This window comes from Pantoea sp. LS15 (genome assembly GCF_012241585.1).
Taxonomy (GTDB): domain Bacteria; phylum Pseudomonadota; class Gammaproteobacteria; order Enterobacterales; family Enterobacteriaceae; genus Enterobacter.
Window position 1 is genome coordinate 17200 of the sequence record NZ_JAAVXA010000007.1, and the last position, 19107, is coordinate 36306.

A 19107-nucleotide genomic window follows, 5' to 3' on the forward strand; every position below is an offset into this window, starting at 1 on the left:
GGCTTGTTTTCGTTTATAAGTCGCTTAAATTTTTGGGGCATATGGCCGGAAGAATCCCACGCGTTTTCATCAATGACCTGCTCGCCAGAACCGACATCGTCGATCTCATCGACGCGCGGGTAAAGCTGAAAAAGCAGGGCAAGAACTACCATGCGTGCTGTCCGTTCCATAACGAAAAAACCCCCTCCTTCACCGTAAACGGTGAAAAGCAGTTTTACCATTGCTTCGGCTGTGGTGCTCACGGTAACGCCGTTGATTTTTTAATGAACTACGACAAGCTCGAGTTCGTTGAAACCGTCGAAGAACTGGCGGCAATGCATAACCTTGAAGTGCCGTATGAAGCAGGCAGTGGGCCAAGCCAGATAGAGCGCCATCAACGGCAAACGCTGTATCAGCTGATGGATGGCCTGAATTCGTTTTACCAACAGTCTCTTAAGCACTCTGCGGCTGAGCCTGCGCGTCAGTATCTGAACAAGCGCGGACTGAGCGACGATGTCATTGCGCGTTTCGCTATTGGTTACGCCCCGCCCGGCTGGGACAACGTGTTAAAGCGTTTTGGCGGCAATAGCGAAGATCGTAAATCCCTCATCGATGCAGGCATGCTGGTCACCAATGACCAGGGACGAAGCTACGACCGCTTCCGCGAACGGGTGATGTTCCCGATCCGCGACAAGCGTGGACGGGTAATAGGTTTTGGTGGTCGCGTATTGGGTGATGCCCTGCCGAAATACCTCAACTCCCCGGAAACCGATATTTTCCATAAAGGCCGTCAGCTGTATGGCCTTTATGAGGCGCAGCAAGATAATGCGGAACCTCCGCGTCTTCTGGTCGTCGAAGGCTATATGGACGTCGTCGCACTGGCGCAGTACGACATTAACTATGCCGTTGCATCGTTAGGGACGTCCACCACGGCCGATCATATTCAGTTGCTGTTCAGGGTGACCAACAATGTCATCTGCTGTTACGACGGTGACCGCGCAGGACGGGATGCCGCCTGGCGCGCGCTGGAAACAGCACTTCCTTACATGACCGACGGGCGTCAGTTGCGCTTTATGTTCCTGCCCGACGGTGAAGACCCGGATACGCTGGTGCGTAAAGAGGGCAAAGCGGCGTTTGAAGCACGGATGGAGCAGGCTCAGCCACTCTCCACGTTTCTGTTTAACAGCCTGATGCCGCAGGTGGATTTGAGTACCCCTGACGGGCGCGCGCAGCTCAGTACGCTGGCGCTGCCATTAATCAGCCAGGTGCCCGGCGAAACGCTGCGCATCTATCTGCGTCAGGAGTTAGGCAACAAGCTTGGCATTCTGGATGACAGCCAGCTTGAACGTTTAATGCCAAAACAGGCTGAAAACGGTGCGGTTCGCCCCGCGCCTCAGCTAAAACGCACAACCATGCGTATACTGATAGGGTTACTGGTGCAAAATCCCGAACTTGCTCCGCAAGTGCCGTCGCTGGCGGGTTTGAACCACGAAAAATTGCCCGGACTTGGCTTATTTTCAGAATTGGTCAACACTTGTTTGTCGCAACCAGGTCTGACCACCGGACAACTTTTAGAACATTATCGTGGCACAAAAGAGGCCGCAACCCTTGAAAAACTGTCGATGTGGGACGATATAGCAGATAAGGATATTGCAGAAAAAACGTTCACCGACTCACTCAACCATATGTTTGATTCGATGCTTGAGCTGCGCCAGGAAGAGTTGATTGCTCGCGAGCGCACACACGGCTTAAGCAGCGAAGAACGCCGGGAACTCTGGATGATTAACCAGGAACTGGCGAAGAAATAAAAGAATTTAACGGCTTAAGTGCCGAATATCGATCGGGAAGCCCCCGGCAGCCGCACTGAGAGGCAGCGGCAAAAATATAAGTACGCCCTCGCTTTAAAGGTTGGCAGCCCCATCGCCGACACCAATCAAACGAATTAAGTGTGGATACCGTCTTATGGAGCAAAACCCGCAGTCACAGCTGAAACTTCTTGTCCAACGTGGTAAGGAGCAAGGCTATCTGACCTATGCCGAGGTCAATGACCATCTGCCGGAAGATATCGTCGATTCAGATCAAATCGAAGACATCATCCAAATGATCAATGACATGGGCATTCAGGTGATGGAAGAAGCACCGGATGCCGATGATCTGTTGCTGGCTGAAACCTCCAACAACACTGATGAAGATGCGGAAGAAGCTGCTGCACAGGTACTGTCCAGCGTGGAATCTGAAATCGGGCGTACCACTGACCCGGTCCGCATGTACATGCGCGAAATGGGTACCGTTGAACTGTTGACCCGCGAAGGCGAAATTGACATCGCAAAACGCATCGAAGACGGGATCAACCAGGTTCAGTGCTCTGTTGCCGAATACCCGGAAGCGATCACCTATCTGCTGGAGCAGTACGATCGCGTTGAAGCGGAAGAAGCGCGCCTGTCTGACCTGATCACCGGTTTTGTCGACCCGAACGCCGAAGAAGATATGGCACCAACCGCTACTCACGTCGGTTCTGAACTGTCTCAGGAAGAGATGGATGACGACGAAGACGAAGATGAGGAAGACGGCGACGACGACAGCAGCGATGATGACAACAGCATCGACCCTGAACTGGCGCGTGAGAAGTTTGCCGAACTGCGTACCCAGTACGAAGTGACGCGTGACACCATCAAAGCGAAAGGCCGCAGCCATGCCGCCGCTCAGGAAGAGATCCTGAAACTGTCTGAAGTGTTCAAACAGTTCCGCCTGGTGCCAAAACAGTTCGACTACCTGGTTAACAGCATGCGCGTGATGATGGATCGCGTACGTACCCAGGAACGCATCATCATGAAACTGTGCGTTGAGCAGTGCAAAATGCCGAAGAAGAACTTCATCACCCTCTTCACCGGCAACGAAACCAGCGAAACCTGGTTCAACGCAGCGATCGCGATGAACAAGCCGTGGTCTGAAAAACTGCATGACGTGAAAGAAGATGTGCATCGCGGCCTGCAGAAACTGCAACAGATTGAAGAAGAAACCGGCCTGACCATTGAGCAGGTCAAAGACATCAACCGTCGCATGTCCATCGGTGAAGCGAAAGCCCGCCGTGCGAAGAAAGAGATGGTTGAAGCGAACTTGCGTCTGGTTATCTCTATCGCCAAGAAATACACCAACCGTGGCCTGCAGTTCCTGGATCTGATTCAGGAAGGCAACATCGGTCTGATGAAAGCGGTAGATAAGTTTGAATACCGTCGTGGTTACAAGTTCTCCACCTATGCAACCTGGTGGATCCGTCAGGCGATCACCCGCTCTATCGCGGATCAGGCGCGCACCATCCGTATTCCGGTGCATATGATTGAGACCATCAACAAGCTCAACCGTATTTCTCGCCAGATGCTGCAGGAAATGGGTCGCGAACCGACGCCGGAAGAGCTGGCTGAGCGCATGCTGATGCCAGAAGACAAAATCCGTAAAGTGCTGAAGATCGCCAAAGAGCCAATCTCCATGGAAACGCCAATCGGTGATGATGAAGATTCGCATCTGGGTGATTTCATCGAGGATACCACCCTCGAGCTGCCGCTGGACTCTGCCACCACTGAGAGCCTGCGTGCCGCAACGCACGACGTTCTGGCTGGCCTGACCGCCCGTGAAGCGAAAGTGCTGCGTATGCGTTTCGGTATCGACATGAACACCGACCACACGCTGGAAGAAGTGGGTAAACAGTTCGACGTTACCCGTGAACGTATCCGTCAGATCGAAGCGAAGGCGCTGCGTAAACTGCGTCATCCAAGCCGCTCTGAAGTGCTGCGTAGCTTCCTGGACGACTAATCAGTCCTGAAATTGAAAAGCTCCCTCCGGGGAGCTTTTTTTTTGGTTTTTTCCGCGGAGTGCAAAAATTGGTAGGGTAAATTGCTCATACATGCAATTGTAAATGATATTTATTTTCATTATCATTTTTCTTTTCGTAAATCACTGTAAAGAAAAATTACATGAATTTCAAAATATTAAAAAATCGGTCCCTCTGCGCGTTCGCTATTTCTGTGGTTCTTCATACGGGCTCCACTTTTGCTAAGGATTTCTCTGAGGAGCAGTTTGCTTCCAGGGCACTGGGTCATGGAGTTTACGAACTGGCTTATGACGCCGGACAACAGGCGCTCTATGCCGCTTCTGCCCCCTCTTTCGACAAAAATAAAACTGCTGGGGAAGTTTTCCTGCTTTCAACCGATTCGCTGAAGATTCGCGAACGGATCGTCACCAATCGTCGATCTTTTGCCGTTGCACTGGATGAACCCAATCATATTCTCTGGTCTGGCAACGCACTGGATGGCTCAGTGACCCTGCTGGATACCCGCACCAACAAAGAAGTCAAAACCCTACAGCTCGCGAATACGGAGAATAACGCCCACGTCCGCGAAGTGGTGCTCGATAAAAAGCATCAGCGCGTCTATGTCTCAGGGATTGCCAGTGAAGGCAAAGGGATTCTGTGGGTTGTCGATACGCGAAACCAGACGCTTCTGCACGCCCTTAAAGGGATGGATCCGGTCGGCTTTGCGGTCGATGAAGCGGGTGATAAAGTCTATGCCGTTACTGGTAAAGGTGAACTGGTTACTCTGGATGGCAAAACCTCTCAGGTTCTTTCCCGTGTAGCAATTGACCCAACCGAACCTAAGCACTACTTCCTGAACATCGCCCTGAATACCGCCAAAGGGGTTGGCTTCATCACCGATAGCAACACCGTCGACGTGCTGGTTGTCCAGCTTGATTCTGGCAAGATCCTCCACCGGGTTCCAACCCCTAACGCCATTGCTGCCGTCTACAATCCTGCGCGCAACGAAGTGTATGCCACCCATCGCAATGCCCGTCAGATTAGCGTTATCGATGCCAATACTTACAGCCTGAAACACACCATCAAAACAGCAGCGATGCCGAATAGCATGGTGCTTTCTCCTGATAACAAAACGCTCTTCGTCAGCGTGAAGCAGGATGAAAAATCTTCCCAGGCCGACTACGTACTCAAACTCGATTTAACCCAATTCTGAGGAATGCGATGTGATTAACCAGACACGTTCGGCGCTGGCGATTTCGCTCGCCCTCACCAGCCTTCCTGCGGCCGTTTTCGCTGAAGAAACCACCCCTGTTAATGAAGATCAACTGGTGGTGACCGCCACCGGGTTCGCGCAGGAACGCCGCGAAGCGCCTGCGACCATCTCTGTCGTCGGCGAAAAAGAACTCAACACCCGTTCTAACCAGAACGTCACTGAAGCCCTTCGTGAAATGCCCGGTGTATTAGTGGGCAACGGTAACGGTAGCCTTGCTACAGGTGACGTACAGATGCGAGGGATGGACTCGACCTATACCTCATATATGGTCAATGGCATCAAGCAAGGAACTCGTGAGTCCCGTCCTTATGGGCACCACATCGGCACCGAAGCGGCGTTTTTACCACCACTTGCCGCCATTGAGCGTATAGAGGTGATCCGTGGGCCCATGTCCTCCCTGTACGGCTCTGACTCTATTGGCGGCGTGGTCAACGTCATCACAAAAAAAGCGTACAACCTGGATACCTGGACGGGCGTACTGGAAGATAACTACTTCCTGCAGGAGAAAAGCGAGTACGGCAACACCAACCAGACCAATGCCTTTTTGATGGGTCCGATTATTCCGGGAAAACTCGGCGTGAGCGTGGCTGCGGATTATCTGGACCGTCGCGATGACGACAGCCAGAAAGATGAACGCTTTGTGAAGCACCAGGCTGGCAACCTGGACGCGACCATCAATATGTCGCCAACCGACACCCAACTGTGGGATTTAAACGTCGTCAAAGGGCATCAGGTCAAATCACATAACGATAAAGCCTGGCAGTGGGATTTTGATCGCGATGCCGCATCACTTTCCCAGCACGCCTGGTACGGCGACGATCTGCTGGAAGTGAAGAACTTCGTCAGCTATGAGAACGCCAAAACTGAATACCGGATACCGGGCATGAGTTCGCAGTTCATCAAGCAGCGTAACTATGAGGCCAACAGTGCGAACACCTTTTCGCTTGGCGATCACAAGTTAACACTGGGGATCAACTTTACGCGTAATGAGCTGGACGATACGTTCGGTATTGCAGACAAAGAGGTTCCAGGAGTCACACCGGTCAGCGAAATCAGCCGCAACGGCTGGGCCGTGTTTGCCGAAGATGCCTGGATGATGGTGCCAGATTTCACCCTCACCACCTCAGCGCGTCTCGATCACGACAGCTACTTTGGCTACCACGTGACGCCGAAACTCTACGGTAACTGGACGATCGATGAAAGCTGGGCTCTGAAAGGCGGCATCTCTGCGGGGTATAAAAAACCAGACCTGCGTGAAAATAACGAAGGTTTTACCAGCGTCTATGGCTCCTATCCTTATTCGTATATCGGGATCGGTAACGATGACCTGAAGCCGGAGCAGAGCGTCAACACCGAAGTGGGCGTTTACTGGCAGCAGGATGCACTGGCGCTGGATGCCACCGTATTCTTCACCAAATTCAAAGACAAGATCAGCGACTACACCATCTGTACCGCAACGGCCACACAGAAATGTGTCTACAACGGGTACGAAGCAGAAGAGGTTTCTCAGTATTTCAACGTCAGCGATGCGGAAATCTATGGTCTGGAGCTGAACGGCGACTGGCAGGTCACGCCAGCGCTGAAGGCTAACGCAAACTATACCTACACCCACAGTGAGCAAAAAAGTGGTCAATACAAGGGAGAAGCACTGAACGAATTCCCGAGCAGTATGGCCAACCTGTCACTGACATGGAATGCGTTAAATGACCTTGAGCTGTGGACCAAAGCCAGCTGGCGCAGCAATACGCCAAACACCGGTAAATCAACCTCAACAGAAGCTTATGCGCTGGTCGACTTAGGGTTACGTTACCATCTCAACAAAAACATCACGCTAATGACGGGTATCTATAACCTGTTCGACGTGAACCCGATATACAAAACGACCTATAACCAGTCTTCCATCCTGGAAGGACGCCGCTACAACATGGGTGCTCGATTCGAGTTTTAAGGTTAATGCCGGAGCGTGGCGCTCCGGCAGTTACAACCCCCGTACGACCAGTGCCTCATCGAGTTCACGATACGCTTCAACCAGTTTGTCCAGTGTCGCTCTGTTCAACCCGCTCGGGTTCGGCAACACCCACACCTGCGTAACGCCAATCATGATGCTCTGCTTGCCCCACTTCGTTCCACGCTGGCTGAACGCCTGCTCGTAGGCCTGCTTACCGAGGATTGCCAGAGCAGCCGGCTGATAATCATCTATTTTCTTAATCAGCTCCCGGCCGCCGCTACGCAGTTCATGCAGATTGACCTCCGTTGCCTGCACCGTAGGACGCTCGACCAGCATGGTGATACCGCAGCGTGTATCCAGAAGGTGTTGCTCTTCTTCAGGCTTAAGCAACCGGTCAGTAAACCCCGCCTGATGGATAACCTTCCAGAAGCGATTCCCCGGATGGGCGAAGTGAAAACCGGTGTGCGCCGAGGACTTGCCCGGGTTAATTCCGCAGAACACCACCCGCAGCCCAGGGGCCAGAATGTCGTTGATCATCGTTACTCCCACTGATACATCGTTATGGAAGTATAAAGGATTGATTATGCATTGTTTATAAAAACAGCAGGCAGGTGTGAATGGCTGGATTGCTGAGGGGAGTTACTTTATAATTCACCGCCACGGCCCCTTAGCTCAGTGGTTAGAGCAGGCGACTCATAATCGCTTGGTCGCTGGTTCAAGTCCAGCAGGGGCCACCAAATTTTAGCTTTAGAATCATATGATTAAGCCACTCGATTGAGTGGCTTTTTTAATGGTTTTTTGAGCCGGTGGCACAGCCGCTAACCGTGGCTAAAAGACGCCGTTCGGGCACCCTCAGAGACGCCAGGTGTCGCAATCAGACGCTCCACGGACTCCATCGTCACGAACGTACAGCTGCAGTCCACATTAGTGCACTGGTGATAGCGCTCTTTGGTATTTTCACTTAGATAGCGACTGGTACGCGCATGCGCTGAATGCTTGCACTTAGGACAATGAAACATGTACCCCTCCGTTTAATTCACATTTTGTGAATTAATAATACTCAAAAACAACGTAATGGCAAATGAATTACTCACTGTCGACAGAAAATTTTTCGTCGGCCACGTTCAGTTCTAGCTTAAGCTGAGTGGTGAACCCACTCCCGCTGAGGGTATGGATCACCTCGTTGATAATCCACGCCTGCTGATCAATAACGCGTTTAAAGCCGTTGACCAGCACCGGCGTTTCGGGAAATAGATCTGCGCGTCCCAGAGCCAGCTGAATGGAAAAATTCACGGTACCACGCTGAAGCGCGCGCCACTTCGCCTCCGCAGCCCTGAGCGCCTGCTCCTCAGAGGCATACACCGTGGTGAGCTCAAATACGTTCTCCGCCGATCCCACCAGCCTCTCTTGCGGTTTCTGCTCCTTGCCTGCTGCTCCCGCTACCGGTGCGGCGGCATCCGGGTGTTGCAGTGCTTCTGTCTGCTGCTCTCCTGACTGACGATTAATACTCAATTGAGGATTTTGTTGTTTGGGGTCACGCGTTTGCAGCCATTTGGCCGTTACGCCGGAATAATTTTCACGGTCAGCTATGGAAAAAAGGTGCTTATCTCCATCCCCACGTTCAATCATCATTAAGGAAAGCGGAATGCCGCTGGCCGTCACGGCCTGGCCCGCTTTCATAAAGATAATTTTCCCGGCTTTGATTGAAACAAATGCTCCATTACGTTCAGCAAGGCGGGAGAGGAACGCCGCGTCTGTCTCCTGAGACTGGTCAATATGAGAGATGGCGATGGATGCAAGCCCCGACGCGACGCTGGCGGTCAACTGGTTACGCTGAGCGATGGTATCGACTATCGCGCCAATCGTCGTGTCATGCCACGACTGTTCGCGCCGCACGTTTAGCTTTCCACGAAAATCTGCGCTGAATCCCCGGATGGTCAGCGTGTCCGGCGCCCCCCTGAATTGAATCGCATCAATCGTAAAGTCCCCTTTCTCCTCGAGCGGGGTTCCCTCCCATCCCAGCCATAAGGACAGCCTTGCCCCCCGGGCAGGTAAGTCCAGCAGCCCGTCGGAATCATCCAGTAGAATATCCAGTTGATCGGCTTCCAGCCCACGTTTGTCGGTCATAGTCAGACTGATAAGGCGATGGCTGAAATTTTGCGTGATATCGCGATCGTCAAGCTTAAGCATAAAATCAGGGGCGATTTTCCCACCCGCCCGGATATTCATTTCGGTGATCATCCCACCAGCCCTCCAATGCTATTTCGTGCGCTTTCCACCAGCTCTTCAGCCTGCGTTCTCAGGTCGCCAAACATTGTCATCAGCGATTCGTCCACACGTTTTAGCGACAGGGTAAACTCAATTTTTCGGGCGGCACCATCGCTGTAAAAATCCGTGTGGGTATGCGTAACTTTCTCAATGACAAACATGCCGTGAATGATGCCGGTACCGTCTATCAACGGCCATGCCCGCCCTTCATTCGCCATCAGCTCGATCGCCTTCAGGGAGAGTCGCCCGCCGGTAATTTCCGGATAGAGCGTTCCTGTGAGCAAATGAGATGTCTCACCTTCGCCAAGATACTGCCAGGCTTTGGGTTTTCCGATGCGATCGTTGGATGCCCAGCGATAGTCCTTTGTGAACTGCATTGACTGATACGGTAAGGTTCGCCGTTCAAAGACAAACAGACCCAGCACCATTAACATTTTTTCTCTCCTCAACCATACATAAAGTTGGATTGCTGCCGTCTCGCTTTATCCTGTTCAATGTTATCTATTGTCTCCCGGATTTGACGCGTCAGATCCGTTCCGGAGGCCGTGCCCCCCTGCAGCGTGATGTTATATTCGCTTTTACTCTGATCGACGTAAGAGCGTCCTCCAGTAGCGATGGTCGGCTGATACCCCAGGCTACCGCCAGAAATCCCCGCGCCCGGAATATAAGCGCTGCCCGCCGGAGAGGATGCTGCTTCAGCTTTTGCCGCAGCGGCGTCGAGATCGCCCGACTCGTTTTTGATAAGACCGAGCTTCTCCAGCAGCCAACTGACCTTGCCGCTCAGGCTGTTAAAGAGATCAAGCGGTGCCATTAACGCATCGCCAAGCGCCTGACCAAAAATCACGCCAGCGTTTTTACAGCCATCCAGCGTTTCCTGCGTCGCCTTGATCGGCGTGATTAAGTCGGTGAACCATTGCCAGATACCGCCCAGCTTCTCCGAGATAGCGTCAAATACCGCCATCACCGGTGAGAACAGCGCCCCCAGCGGTGCGAAAGCCGTCGAAAGCCCTTCCATCACCCCGCCAAAGAAGGCGCTGATGGGCTCCCAGTATTTAAAAATCAGTAAAGCACCCGCAGCAATCGCCGCGCCAAGGGCAATTACCGGCCAGCTAAGGGCACCCAGCACCGTCATGATGGCGCCGCCCACCACGCTGAATACCGTTCCCAACATCCCGGCTGCGGTAACAACCATATTGACGCCCGTCAGAACCGGGCCGATAACCGTGCCTACGCTACCCAGTACGCCAGCAAAGGCCTGCGCGCCGACAACGATGCCGGCGAGGGTCTGCGTCAGCTCAGGGTTGGCATTCACCCAAAGGGAGGCCGTGCCAAGCCAGCCGGTTGCGGTTGTTATCAGGTTGCGCAGAGCGCCATCAGCTTTATCAAATACATCAATCTTCAACCCGTTCCACGCGGCCTGGAATCGGTTGATATCGCCGTCAAGATTATCGGTCTGCGCGGAAGCCGAGAGCGCGGTACTGCCCTTTGCCCCTTGCAACTGCTGGCGTTTTTCATCAAGCGATCCATCACCCGCAGCGGAAGCCAGCGCCCCTGCGGCTTTTATGGCATCCGGAGTCTGAACATGGCGCAACATCGCGCTGAGCGCGTCCCCCGCGGCGGCGCCTTTCATTCCTTTTTCCGCCAGAACGCCAAGCAGCGCGGTGGTCTCTTCAAGCCCCATACCGGCGGCATCCGCAGCTGGCGCAGCGGAGGTGACGGCCGCCACCATCTCAGCGAGGCTGGTATTTGAAGAGGTAGAACCGCGCGTAAGCACATCTGCGATGCGTCCCGCGTCCGTATCGGCCAGGCTATACGCGGCCTGCGTGCTGGCGATCATATCGGCCGCTTTTGCCGCGTCGACATTCCCCGCCAGGCTGAGGTTGACCGTTGGCGCGGTCGCCGCCAGCAGCCCATCGGCGTCATAGCCTGAACGAGTCAGTTCGCTTTGTGCCCGGAGGACCGTATCTGCAGGTACTCCGGTCCTGGCACTGACCTCCCGCGCCTGCTGGCGAATGGCCTCAAGCCGTGCGTCCCCCTTCTCCAGACCAAGACTTGCCTGAATAGCCGACATCTGTTTTTCAAAACTGACGCCGGGAGCCATAAAGCGGGACGTCTGCTCAAAGCCCGCTTTGGCCATGCCCACGCCCGCATTAGCCAGCTGATGCACCCGCGCGGCAACGCGTTTGCCTGACTCATAGCGATTCTGAACGGTACTCAGCCGCTCCTGCTGCTGATTAACGCGGGCCAGCGCATCACGCTGTCGGTTAAGCTGCTGCGTTTTTTCGCTGATGTGAGTTCGTAAACGACGCTCATCAGACGAGAGCGTGCGCGTGTTGACTCCCGCCTGAGCGAGTTCAGTGCGCTGACGCTGTACCGAGTAGCGTAAGCTGTTGTACTCAAGCTTAAGGTCGGCCGCCGATTTTCGGGCTGCCGTCAGCGCATCAGCCTGTGCCTGGGTGGGGTTTTGCGTGTTTTTAAACTGCACCGCCAGCGCCGCTGCCTGCTGTTTCGCTCGCGCAAGCGACAGCTCCGTCACGGTGAGCTGGGCATTTGATTTCCTGAAGCCGTCAATACGCCCCGCCTGCTCATCGAGCGCCCCCAGCGCCGTCTGCGAATCACGGATATCGCTCGCGAGAGTGAGGCTGGCGTTATGGAGAGCGTTAAGCGGTCGGGTTGCCCGGTCAACTGCCTTAAGCAGCTCCTGAAGACTGACATTATTACTCATGGTGGTTTCCGCTTCGCTGTAGCGCTTTTTCGCGCCATAAGAGGAGTTCGGTCATGCTCAGGGAGTACAGCTCTGACGGCGGCCAGTGAAAGATCACCGCGATATCCGCCATCAGATCGTCGACCGACAGTTTTTCGGGAAATTTCAGCGAGCCGAAGCCGGTGACAAAAAACCAATCACCTTACCTGCAAAAGAGAGCAGGTCGCAGGCATCCAGGCGCGCAACCTCATGCTCGGTCAGCGCCGGCGAGGTCATTCGCGGCAGCACCTTAATCAACGCATCGACGTCAGATTGCGCCAGCGAGGCCAGCGATACCCCTCGCAGCGTTCCCGCGTTGGGTTTTGCGACGGTCACCTTTTCAATTTTTTGCTCGCCGCGCAGAACGGGGCTATCAAGCGTGACGATATGTGGGTTTTCACTTTCGTTCATGGCAGTCTCGTTGATATTGTCCATTTCGTTACTCTTCAGAAAGTTAACTCACCGGCCGGCAGTCCCGGCCGGGTAAAGGGTTACAGGCCGATGGCCTTACGGTGTTCCGCCAGACGATCGACGCCGTCGACTTTCAGCACCATGTTGATGATGTCGATTTCGATGATCTCTTTGCCATCAATGGTCAGCTGGTAGTAAGCGCACTCGGTGGACATCTTGGTCGTGCCGCTCTCACCCTGCTTGTTTTCACCGCCATCAAACTCTTTGTGACGGCCGCGCATAACGATCTCGACAGCGGAGATTTCGCCCGTGTCGTCGCGCTGGAAAGAGCCGGTAAAGCGCAGAGGCACGCTGTCCGCACCCGGAGAGGCATACTGCGCCCACAGCGCCACGTCCGGCAGACCGCCAATGGTCCACTCCAGTGCCAGAGCATCATCGTCCAGGCCGAGGTCAATAGAGACCGAGCCAGGCATGCCGCCGCCGCGATACTTCTCCAGCTTGCGGGTAAGCTTCGGCAGGGTGACAGACTCAACAACGCCCATATAGCTCAGGCCATCGTTGAACATATTCAGGTATTTAAGTTTGCGTGGTAACGCCATGCTTCAGCTCCTTAGCTATTAACCGAATCTGACAGGTCTGCCAGATAGGTATCGGTGATGCGCTGGCGCAGGGTCAGGTTTTCCAGCGGCGGGACAGGGGTGTAGTCGTAATCGATATACAGTTTCCCCGCTTTTAGGGTTGATGCGTCGTTCGATTCAGGGTCATACCAGCAGGAGCCGTCGACGATATAGCCGTTGGTTTTCAGCTCGCGGAACTTGGCATTAATACCGGAAACGATGTCACGGATAAGCGTTGGCGTGATGGGTTTATCCATCGCCCACGCATGCGCTTCCGCCATGGTATCGGCCAGCACCTGTGCGGTACGGGTGTAGTTTTCAAAGACAAATAACGGATCGTCTGAGCAGGTACGGTTACCCCAGAATTTGAAGCCGTCGTTGCGGATCAGCGTGGTGACGCCAGCCTGGTTAAGCAGGTTCGCATCGGTGGCCTGTTCCTGCAGATCCCAGGAGACAGAGGCGCTTACGCCAGTGACGCCGTTGACGCCAACGTTTGACAGGGTTTTATGCCAGCCCATGGTCTGGTCGATTTTGGCGCGCAGGCCAAGTGCACGGGCGGTAGCCCAGGCCGTTGTCGTTGCGTTCGTGGTGGTATCCCATGCCAGAAAATCAGGATGGATAACCATCAGCTCGCGCTGGCTGAAGTTTTTGCGGTAGTCGATCGCCTCAGAAATGGTTTTACAACCCCATGCGCTGACATAGCCGAACGCGCGCAAGCTCTGGCACATGGCGGCCAGCGCGGTCGCTACTTCCTGAGAATCCAGCCCCGGCACACCGAGAATGCGTGGCTTAACGCCGGTCACCGTTTTCGCCGTGAGAAGCGCCTTCAGGCCGGTATATTTCCCGTTTTCATCAGTGGTGCCGATGATGTTGGAAACAGTTTGTTTGCGTGCCTCTTCCGGGGTTTCTGCGGTGCCTTCAGCCACGCGAACAACAACGACAACCGGTTTGCACTGGTCAGCGATCGCCTGCAGAGAAGCGGACAGTGTCCCCGCCTTGCCGGCTTTCGCAATCGCGTTTTGCACGTTGGTAATGAGCACAGGCTCGTTTAAAGGAAATGTCTTGTCGTCAGCATCGCTGGCCGTACAGACCATGCCGATGATTGCCGTCGAGACGGTGGAAATAGTGCGGGTGCCATCGTTGATTTCGATAACTTCCACGCCGTGGTGATAGTCGCCCATCCGGTTAACTCCTTCGTTTAGTGGTGAGGCTATTGTCTGTGGAGTGCGTAATTGATGCGACGTATTGGGGTTGGGGAAAGGATTACACAACAAACGAAAAACCCTCCGGATGGAGGGTTTGGGGTCAGGCAGGGCGTTCGGGCCAGTCGATATCCGGGGCAGTACTGATATCCAGCCGGTTTAGCATCACCCGATAGCGCTTCCAGAGTAACAGCTTGGCGACCTCCTCTTCTGTTGCGATGCCGAGGTCGGAGGCATCCTGGAGTGGAGCGAGAGTATCTGAAGCTTCGGCAAGCAATTCACTTTTTGTGGTTTCCGCCAGTTGTTTTTCTTCCTCCTTTGTCAACTGGCGTGGAATAATTTTAGTGCCATTCCAGGCCCACTCACCGTGTATATTCAGACCTTCAGGTACTTCTGCTTGATCGACTTCTGAAACTGACATCCCCAAAGGAAAGAGACGGTCTACCTGATTACTGAAAGAACGAATAATATTATTCTTGTCGTAGCAAATTTTCAGGGTATCTGCCTGAAAGCGGGACATATGGTAATACCAGTCCAGCCCTTCTTCTGATTGAATGAATATAGCGCTAAACAAAAAATCTTTATATTCTGGTTCATATTGAACGAAATTCTTAAGTGTAATCATGCTGTATGACCTACCGTAATCCATCCAATATTGGACATGTATTTTTGAATCGGACGATAAAAAATAGTATCCCCTCCGGGGTTATCGCCTTCAAAGTTATAGCCTGTCATGGCACAACCTGGAGGCACACGCTGCCAGGCATTTCTTACAATCGTAAATGATCCCTCAGCCCCCATCGCGACATCCCGGACAAAGTATTGCAACGTCCAGTCTTGCCTTGCATAAGGGCTTAGATCTTGTTGAGGTGGTGGGTTGTTTGATGAATAAACTCGAACCGCTCCGCCTGATTCAAATAGGCCCTGCCCTGAATAAATATTTCCACTACTCGCAATCGCTCCATCTGGAGCAACTGTTGCCAGAAGACGATTGTTGAGCCATATAGCAAAACCAGTAGCATCTGTGCCTCCACCTCTCGTCAGGCCGATAGCCATCGAATTATCGTACCATTCGAATATAGCGCCAGAAACAATACCACCGGGTCCTCCTGGCTGTGCGCTAATAAGCGCTGAAGAGTTTCTTTCAGTAGGCACCGTTCCTACCCTGCCAAATCTGAAGGTACCGTTGTAATCTCCGCCAAAAGCTGATACCGCATTAACATCGACAGCATTGGGTTTATTACCGGTATGATAAATCTCCTGCCAACCTCCCCATACACTATTATCACCATTAAAAGCACGGAATTTAAGGCGTTTACCACCATCACTATAAGATGCAGCATATTGCACACGATAGCCGCCAAGCCCGCCAACATCGAGAATCGTCGCCTCATAACCCGGCGAATTAGTTGCATTTGAATAACAGAAACTTACCGAGTTGAGCGGCAGGGAATTGGCATTTGAAAGCCCCGTCCCAGCTCTTGCAGATACGGTTCTGATAGCCACTGCACCGCCATTAACTAGCACCCGACCAGGAGTAATATCGTCAGGTGCCTCCTGTACGTTTTTGGTCGCGGCGGTACCCAGGTTATTCCTGAGTTTAATGACGTCATCGCCAACTGTTTTCACCGCCCTGGGTGTCGCCGCGAGAGACTCAGATGAGCTATCAGTCACGCTACTGAGCTGGACAATACCCTTTTGTCCTGTAGTCGCATCCTGAGCCGTATACTTCCCGCTGGCGAGGTCGTAAGCAACCTTAACCGCTTTCGGCGTTGCAGCCAGTGCTTCAGAAGAACTGTCAGTTGCGCTACTAAGCTGAGTAAACCCTTTAGCCGTTAGCGTGGCATCGGGATGGCGACGAGACTGCTCATGCTCCTCAAGCTTCTCATCAACGTACTCCTGGGTCGCCATCACCGTAGACGTATCTATCGAGAGTTCGACCGAGGCGATATCACTGACCATGATCACCATTCTCACAGTCTGCGCACGGCCAGATCCCTCCTCCAGCAATGGTTTGTAACTTTCCGCCATGTTCCCGACGGCAATCAACGTGCCGGTGTCATCGTAAAGACCCATCTCACGCATCCAGAAACCTCCCGCTTCGGGAGGAATAAGCAGCTCCGCGATCACATAGTTAAGCTTTTTATTGTCCTGGCTGATTTTATTCAGCGCATGGCGCCAGACTTCATTAACCAGCTTCGTCTGTCCGGCATCAGGCACCGGCAATGAGCCTCCACCGTCACCCACCGCCATCACCGTAAAATTAACTTTCCTCCCGTTCGGGACGGTCGCTGCAGCCAGTTTTTCGGCACCGGCTTTGGTGATAACCGTTTTATATTTCACTGTCATTGTGCTCTCACTTATCCGGGATAAACCGTAATGATGTCGCCGTCATAGCTCAGGGCGCCGGTATAGAGATAACCCGGGATGTCCTGGATGATATTCAGGCCAATAAGGTGGCGGCTTGCAGGCTTTGCATCAGCAATAAGCCTCTCCATTTCGTAATACATTTCCTCGGTGATGCCGGTGTCTAACACACCGATATCAAGGCGGAAGGTGCCGGGCGGATCGTTGGTTTGCCACCACTCGGTAACGTTGATCAGATAGCCAAGCGGCTCCACCACACGACGCACGGCCCCAATCGTTCCCTTGTGGGCATGAATAAACCACGCGGCGCGGATCACCTCCCGCTTGGTGGCCTCCGGCCAGTTCTCATCCCAACGGTCAACCGAAAACGCCCACGCCAGCCAGGGCAGCAGATTCGCCGGGCAGGCGTCCGCATTCCAGAGATGGCGCAGCGGAACAGGCGTATTTTCGATGTCCGCACAGGCCCGCGCCGCGGCGACCTCAAGCGCCGATGAGCCAACCGGTAAAAGGCGGGTATTACTCATCGTTTCCCCCCACGGTTACGCTGTAGTGGCTGCACCATGAGGCCTGGGTTTCATCAAGCACGATATCTGCCGCGGGTACGGTCAGTTCAACCCGCTGCACCCCTTCCACGTGAAGCGCGGCGTAAATGGCAGACTTGCGGATATCGCGTCCAAGCCGATGCTGGGCCGTGATATAGGCCTGTAGCCGCGCTTTTGCCGCGCTAAGCACAGGTTCACTTTCAGGACCGGGGAAAAGAAATAGCGAGGCGGCAATGCTGTAGTCGACAATCCTGGCCGACTGGACGGTCACGCGGTCAGCGACGGGCCTGACATCCTCATCATTCAGCGCATTGCGAACAACGGCGAGCAGTTCCTCAGATGCCACGCCGTTATTCTCCCGGGAGAGCACGGATACCGTGACGTTCGCCGGCTGTGGACTGATAACAGAAATGTCAGCCACCCGGCCATCTGCGCTGCGGCCATGGAACTGATATGCCCCTGTTGAACCAGCCACGCTAAGCCCTTCCGGCGCCTGCTGAATGCGCAGACGAAAATCGGTATCGGACTCCATTACCGCTGGAGTGGGTGGGAACGTGCTGTCATCGGCAGGGGTAATCACCAGACGCTGCAGATTTGCGTTTCCCCCAATCTGATCCAGATCGCTGCCCGCCGCGTAGGCCAACATAACAGCACGCGCAGCCTCATTAACCCGCTGGCGCCAGATAACTTCCCGATAGGCGTTCTCCTGCAGCAGCTTCACAATCGGCTCGGATTCCAGCGTCAGCGTCCGTGCAATCGCTTCTCGCTCTTCTTCCGGATAGAGCGAGACAAAGGTGGCCTTTCGTTCTGCCAACAGCGTTTCATAATCCACCTCCTCCACGACATCAGGCGCGGCGAGCTGGCTCAGATCAACAATAGCCATAGCGTTTAACTCAGTGAAATAGTGATAGAAAATGATTGTCCGGAGGTCGGCTGCGTGCCGGTGATATCGACATACAACGTCCCGTCGTTCTCCGAACGTTCGAAAGTGATGGCCGTCAGGCTTATCCGCGGCTCCCATTTCTGGATGGCGGAATAGCATGCGGCCATGATTTGCAGACGCAGCGCCGGACTCTGCGGCCTGTCGATCATCGCCGCCAGCAGCGAGCCGTATTCCCGGCGCATGACCCGCGAGCCGATCGGCGTAACCAGAATGTCGCGCACGCTTTGCCGGATGTGTTCAGCCTCTGAAAGGCTAAGCCCGGTCTGCCTGTTCATTCCCCTGTAACGCACCGTCATTGTGTCCCCTTAGTCCAGCTTCCGCCGCTTTGCACACTGCCGTGCGCGTGGTTGTCCACCTGCACCCCATTGGAGGTAAATTTGCCGCCGGAATGCTCGATATTTCCGGCCATCACACCGCCCTTCTGCACTTCAAGAGAGGCAGTAATTAATTTGTTGGTACACACCACTTCAGGCGTATCCAGCGTGATGCGGGACGTTGACGTCACACGCGCCTCCGGAACGGTGGCGGTCAGCGATTCAGAGGCGGTAATGTCGGCCGTTTTAATGCCTGAGACCGTCAGCGCCCCACGCCCGGGCTCGTACTCAATTACCGCGCCGTCCGGAAACGAGACGTGGAACGCATCAGGTGACCCGGACGGCGCCGGATGGTCGTCCGAGAAAATGCCGGGCAGCACGAAGGCAGTATCAAGCTCACCGCCGATGGCCAGCAGCAGCACCTGCTCTCCCTCGGAAGGGGCCCACCACACGCGCGAACGTCCGGCGCGGCAGGTTAGCCAGTTCAGCCAGGTGGTTTTCATCCCGCCGGTCTGGACACGACAAAGCCCTCTGTTGAGGTCAACGTCGGTCACAACACCGATACGAATCAGATTGCGGATCGCGCGAGCGATACCGTTCATGGAAGTTAATGTATTCATGAGAAGAGAATGCCGTTCAGGACGAACGGCTGCAACGAGACGGGGTTTTCTGCGGGATGATACAACAAGCGG

General features: G+C 54.1%; 19 protein-coding genes and 1 tRNA gene. 5 read left to right on the forward strand and 15 right to left on the reverse strand.

Annotated elements, in window-relative coordinates; genetic code table 11:
• The first annotated feature begins 41 nt into the window (after positions 1-41).
• The 4 genes from dnaG to HED65_RS12015 all read left to right on the forward strand — a co-directional run bounded on the left by dnaG (position 42) and on the right by HED65_RS12015 (position 7008).
• Positions 42-1787, forward strand: coding sequence for a DNA primase (gene dnaG, locus HED65_RS12000; protein WP_023294585.1), 1746 nt, complete (start codon positions 42-44; stop codon positions 1785-1787).
• A gap of 154 nt (positions 1788-1941) precedes the next feature.
• Positions 1942-3789, forward strand: coding sequence for an RNA polymerase sigma factor RpoD (gene rpoD, locus HED65_RS12005; RefSeq protein ID WP_114978745.1), 1848 nt, complete (start codon positions 1942-1944; stop codon positions 3787-3789).
• A 161-nt stretch (positions 3790-3950) separates the two neighbouring features.
• Complete coding sequence (gene yncE, locus HED65_RS12010) at positions 3951-5000, forward strand: 7-bladed beta-propeller protein YncE (RefSeq protein ID WP_114978746.1); 1050 nt, start codon at positions 3951-3953, stop codon at positions 4998-5000.
• Between the two features lie 10 nt (positions 5001-5010).
• Positions 5011-7008 (forward strand): TonB-dependent receptor domain-containing protein, encoded by a 1998-nt coding sequence (locus HED65_RS12015; RefSeq protein ID WP_114978747.1) that lies wholly within the window; start codon positions 5011-5013, stop codon positions 7006-7008.
• A gap of 30 nt (positions 7009-7038) precedes the next feature.
• On the opposite strand, the gene mug is transcribed toward HED65_RS12015, so the two are convergent.
• Positions 7039-7545 carry a G/U mismatch-specific DNA glycosylase gene (mug, locus tag HED65_RS12020; protein WP_049005081.1) on the reverse strand — a complete coding sequence of 169 codons (507 nt, stop codon included), beginning with the start codon at positions 7543-7545 and terminating at the stop codon, positions 7039-7041.
• A gap of 124 nt (positions 7546-7669) precedes the next feature.
• Between mug and HED65_RS12025 the strand changes: the two genes are divergently transcribed.
• Positions 7670-7745, forward strand: a tRNA-Ile gene (locus HED65_RS12025).
• 81 nt (positions 7746-7826) lie between these two features.
• Here HED65_RS12025 and HED65_RS12030 read toward each other — a convergent pair.
• The 14 genes from HED65_RS12030 to HED65_RS12095 all read right to left on the reverse strand — a co-directional run bounded on the left by HED65_RS12030 (position 7827) and on the right by HED65_RS12095 (position 19035).
• Positions 7827-8027, reverse strand: coding sequence for an ogr/Delta-like zinc finger family protein (locus HED65_RS12030; RefSeq protein WP_114978748.1), 201 nt, complete (start codon positions 8025-8027; stop codon positions 7827-7829).
• Between the two features lie 67 nt (positions 8028-8094).
• Positions 8095-9249 carry a phage late control D family protein gene (locus HED65_RS12035; RefSeq protein ID WP_114978749.1) on the reverse strand — a complete coding sequence of 385 codons (1155 nt, stop codon included), beginning with the start codon at positions 9247-9249 and terminating at the stop codon, positions 8095-8097.
• Complete coding sequence (locus tag HED65_RS12040) at positions 9246-9710, reverse strand: phage tail protein (RefSeq protein WP_114978750.1); 465 nt, start codon at positions 9708-9710, stop codon at positions 9246-9248. The genes HED65_RS12035 and HED65_RS12040 overlap by 4 nt, the downstream gene beginning before the upstream one ends.
• Before the next feature lie 11 nt (positions 9711-9721).
• Positions 9722-12001 carry a phage tail tape measure protein gene (locus HED65_RS12045; protein ID WP_114978751.1) on the reverse strand — a complete coding sequence of 760 codons (2280 nt, stop codon included), beginning with the start codon at positions 11999-12001 and terminating at the stop codon, positions 9722-9724.
• On the reverse strand, positions 11994-12113 hold the full coding sequence (locus HED65_RS12050) for a GpE family phage tail protein (RefSeq protein ID WP_114978752.1): 120 nt from the start codon (positions 12111-12113) through the stop codon (positions 11994-11996). The genes HED65_RS12045 and HED65_RS12050 overlap by 8 nt, the downstream gene beginning before the upstream one ends.
• A 32-nt stretch (positions 12114-12145) precedes the next feature.
• Positions 12146-12454: a phage tail assembly protein gene (locus tag HED65_RS12055; RefSeq protein ID WP_047347798.1), complete on the reverse strand. Its 309-nt coding sequence runs from the start codon at positions 12452-12454 to the stop codon at positions 12146-12148.
• A 56-nt stretch (positions 12455-12510) separates the two neighbouring features.
• Complete coding sequence (locus HED65_RS12060; protein WP_114978753.1) at positions 12511-13029, reverse strand: phage major tail tube protein; 519 nt, start codon at positions 13027-13029, stop codon at positions 12511-12513.
• Positions 13030-13040: 11 nt separating this feature from the next.
• Complete coding sequence (locus HED65_RS12065; protein WP_114978754.1) at positions 13041-14228, reverse strand: phage tail sheath protein; 1188 nt, start codon at positions 14226-14228, stop codon at positions 13041-13043.
• Positions 14229-14352: 124 nt separating this feature from the next.
• Positions 14353-14874, reverse strand: a complete 522-nt coding sequence (locus HED65_RS12070) for a tail fiber assembly protein (RefSeq protein ID WP_168112394.1) — start codon at positions 14872-14874, stop codon at positions 14353-14355.
• Positions 14871-16598, reverse strand: a complete 1728-nt coding sequence (locus tag HED65_RS22685) for a phage tail protein (protein ID WP_223256818.1) — start codon at positions 16596-16598, stop codon at positions 14871-14873. Before HED65_RS22685 ends, HED65_RS12070 begins: the two co-directional genes overlap by 4 nt.
• A gap of 11 nt (positions 16599-16609) precedes the next feature.
• Positions 16610-17140, reverse strand: a complete 531-nt coding sequence (locus HED65_RS12080) for a phage tail protein I (RefSeq protein ID WP_114978756.1) — start codon at positions 17138-17140, stop codon at positions 16610-16612.
• Complete coding sequence (locus HED65_RS12085) at positions 17133-18041, reverse strand: baseplate assembly protein (protein WP_114978757.1); 909 nt, start codon at positions 18039-18041, stop codon at positions 17133-17135. Before HED65_RS12085 ends, HED65_RS12080 begins: the two co-directional genes overlap by 8 nt.
• A gap of 5 nt (positions 18042-18046) precedes the next feature.
• Positions 18047-18397 (reverse strand): GPW/gp25 family protein, encoded by a 351-nt coding sequence (locus HED65_RS12090; protein ID WP_114978758.1) that lies wholly within the window; start codon positions 18395-18397, stop codon positions 18047-18049.
• Positions 18394-19035 (reverse strand): phage baseplate assembly protein V, encoded by a 642-nt coding sequence (locus HED65_RS12095; protein ID WP_114978759.1) that lies wholly within the window; start codon positions 19033-19035, stop codon positions 18394-18396. Before HED65_RS12095 ends, HED65_RS12090 begins: the two co-directional genes overlap by 4 nt.
• Between the last annotated feature and the right edge of the window lie 72 nt (positions 19036-19107).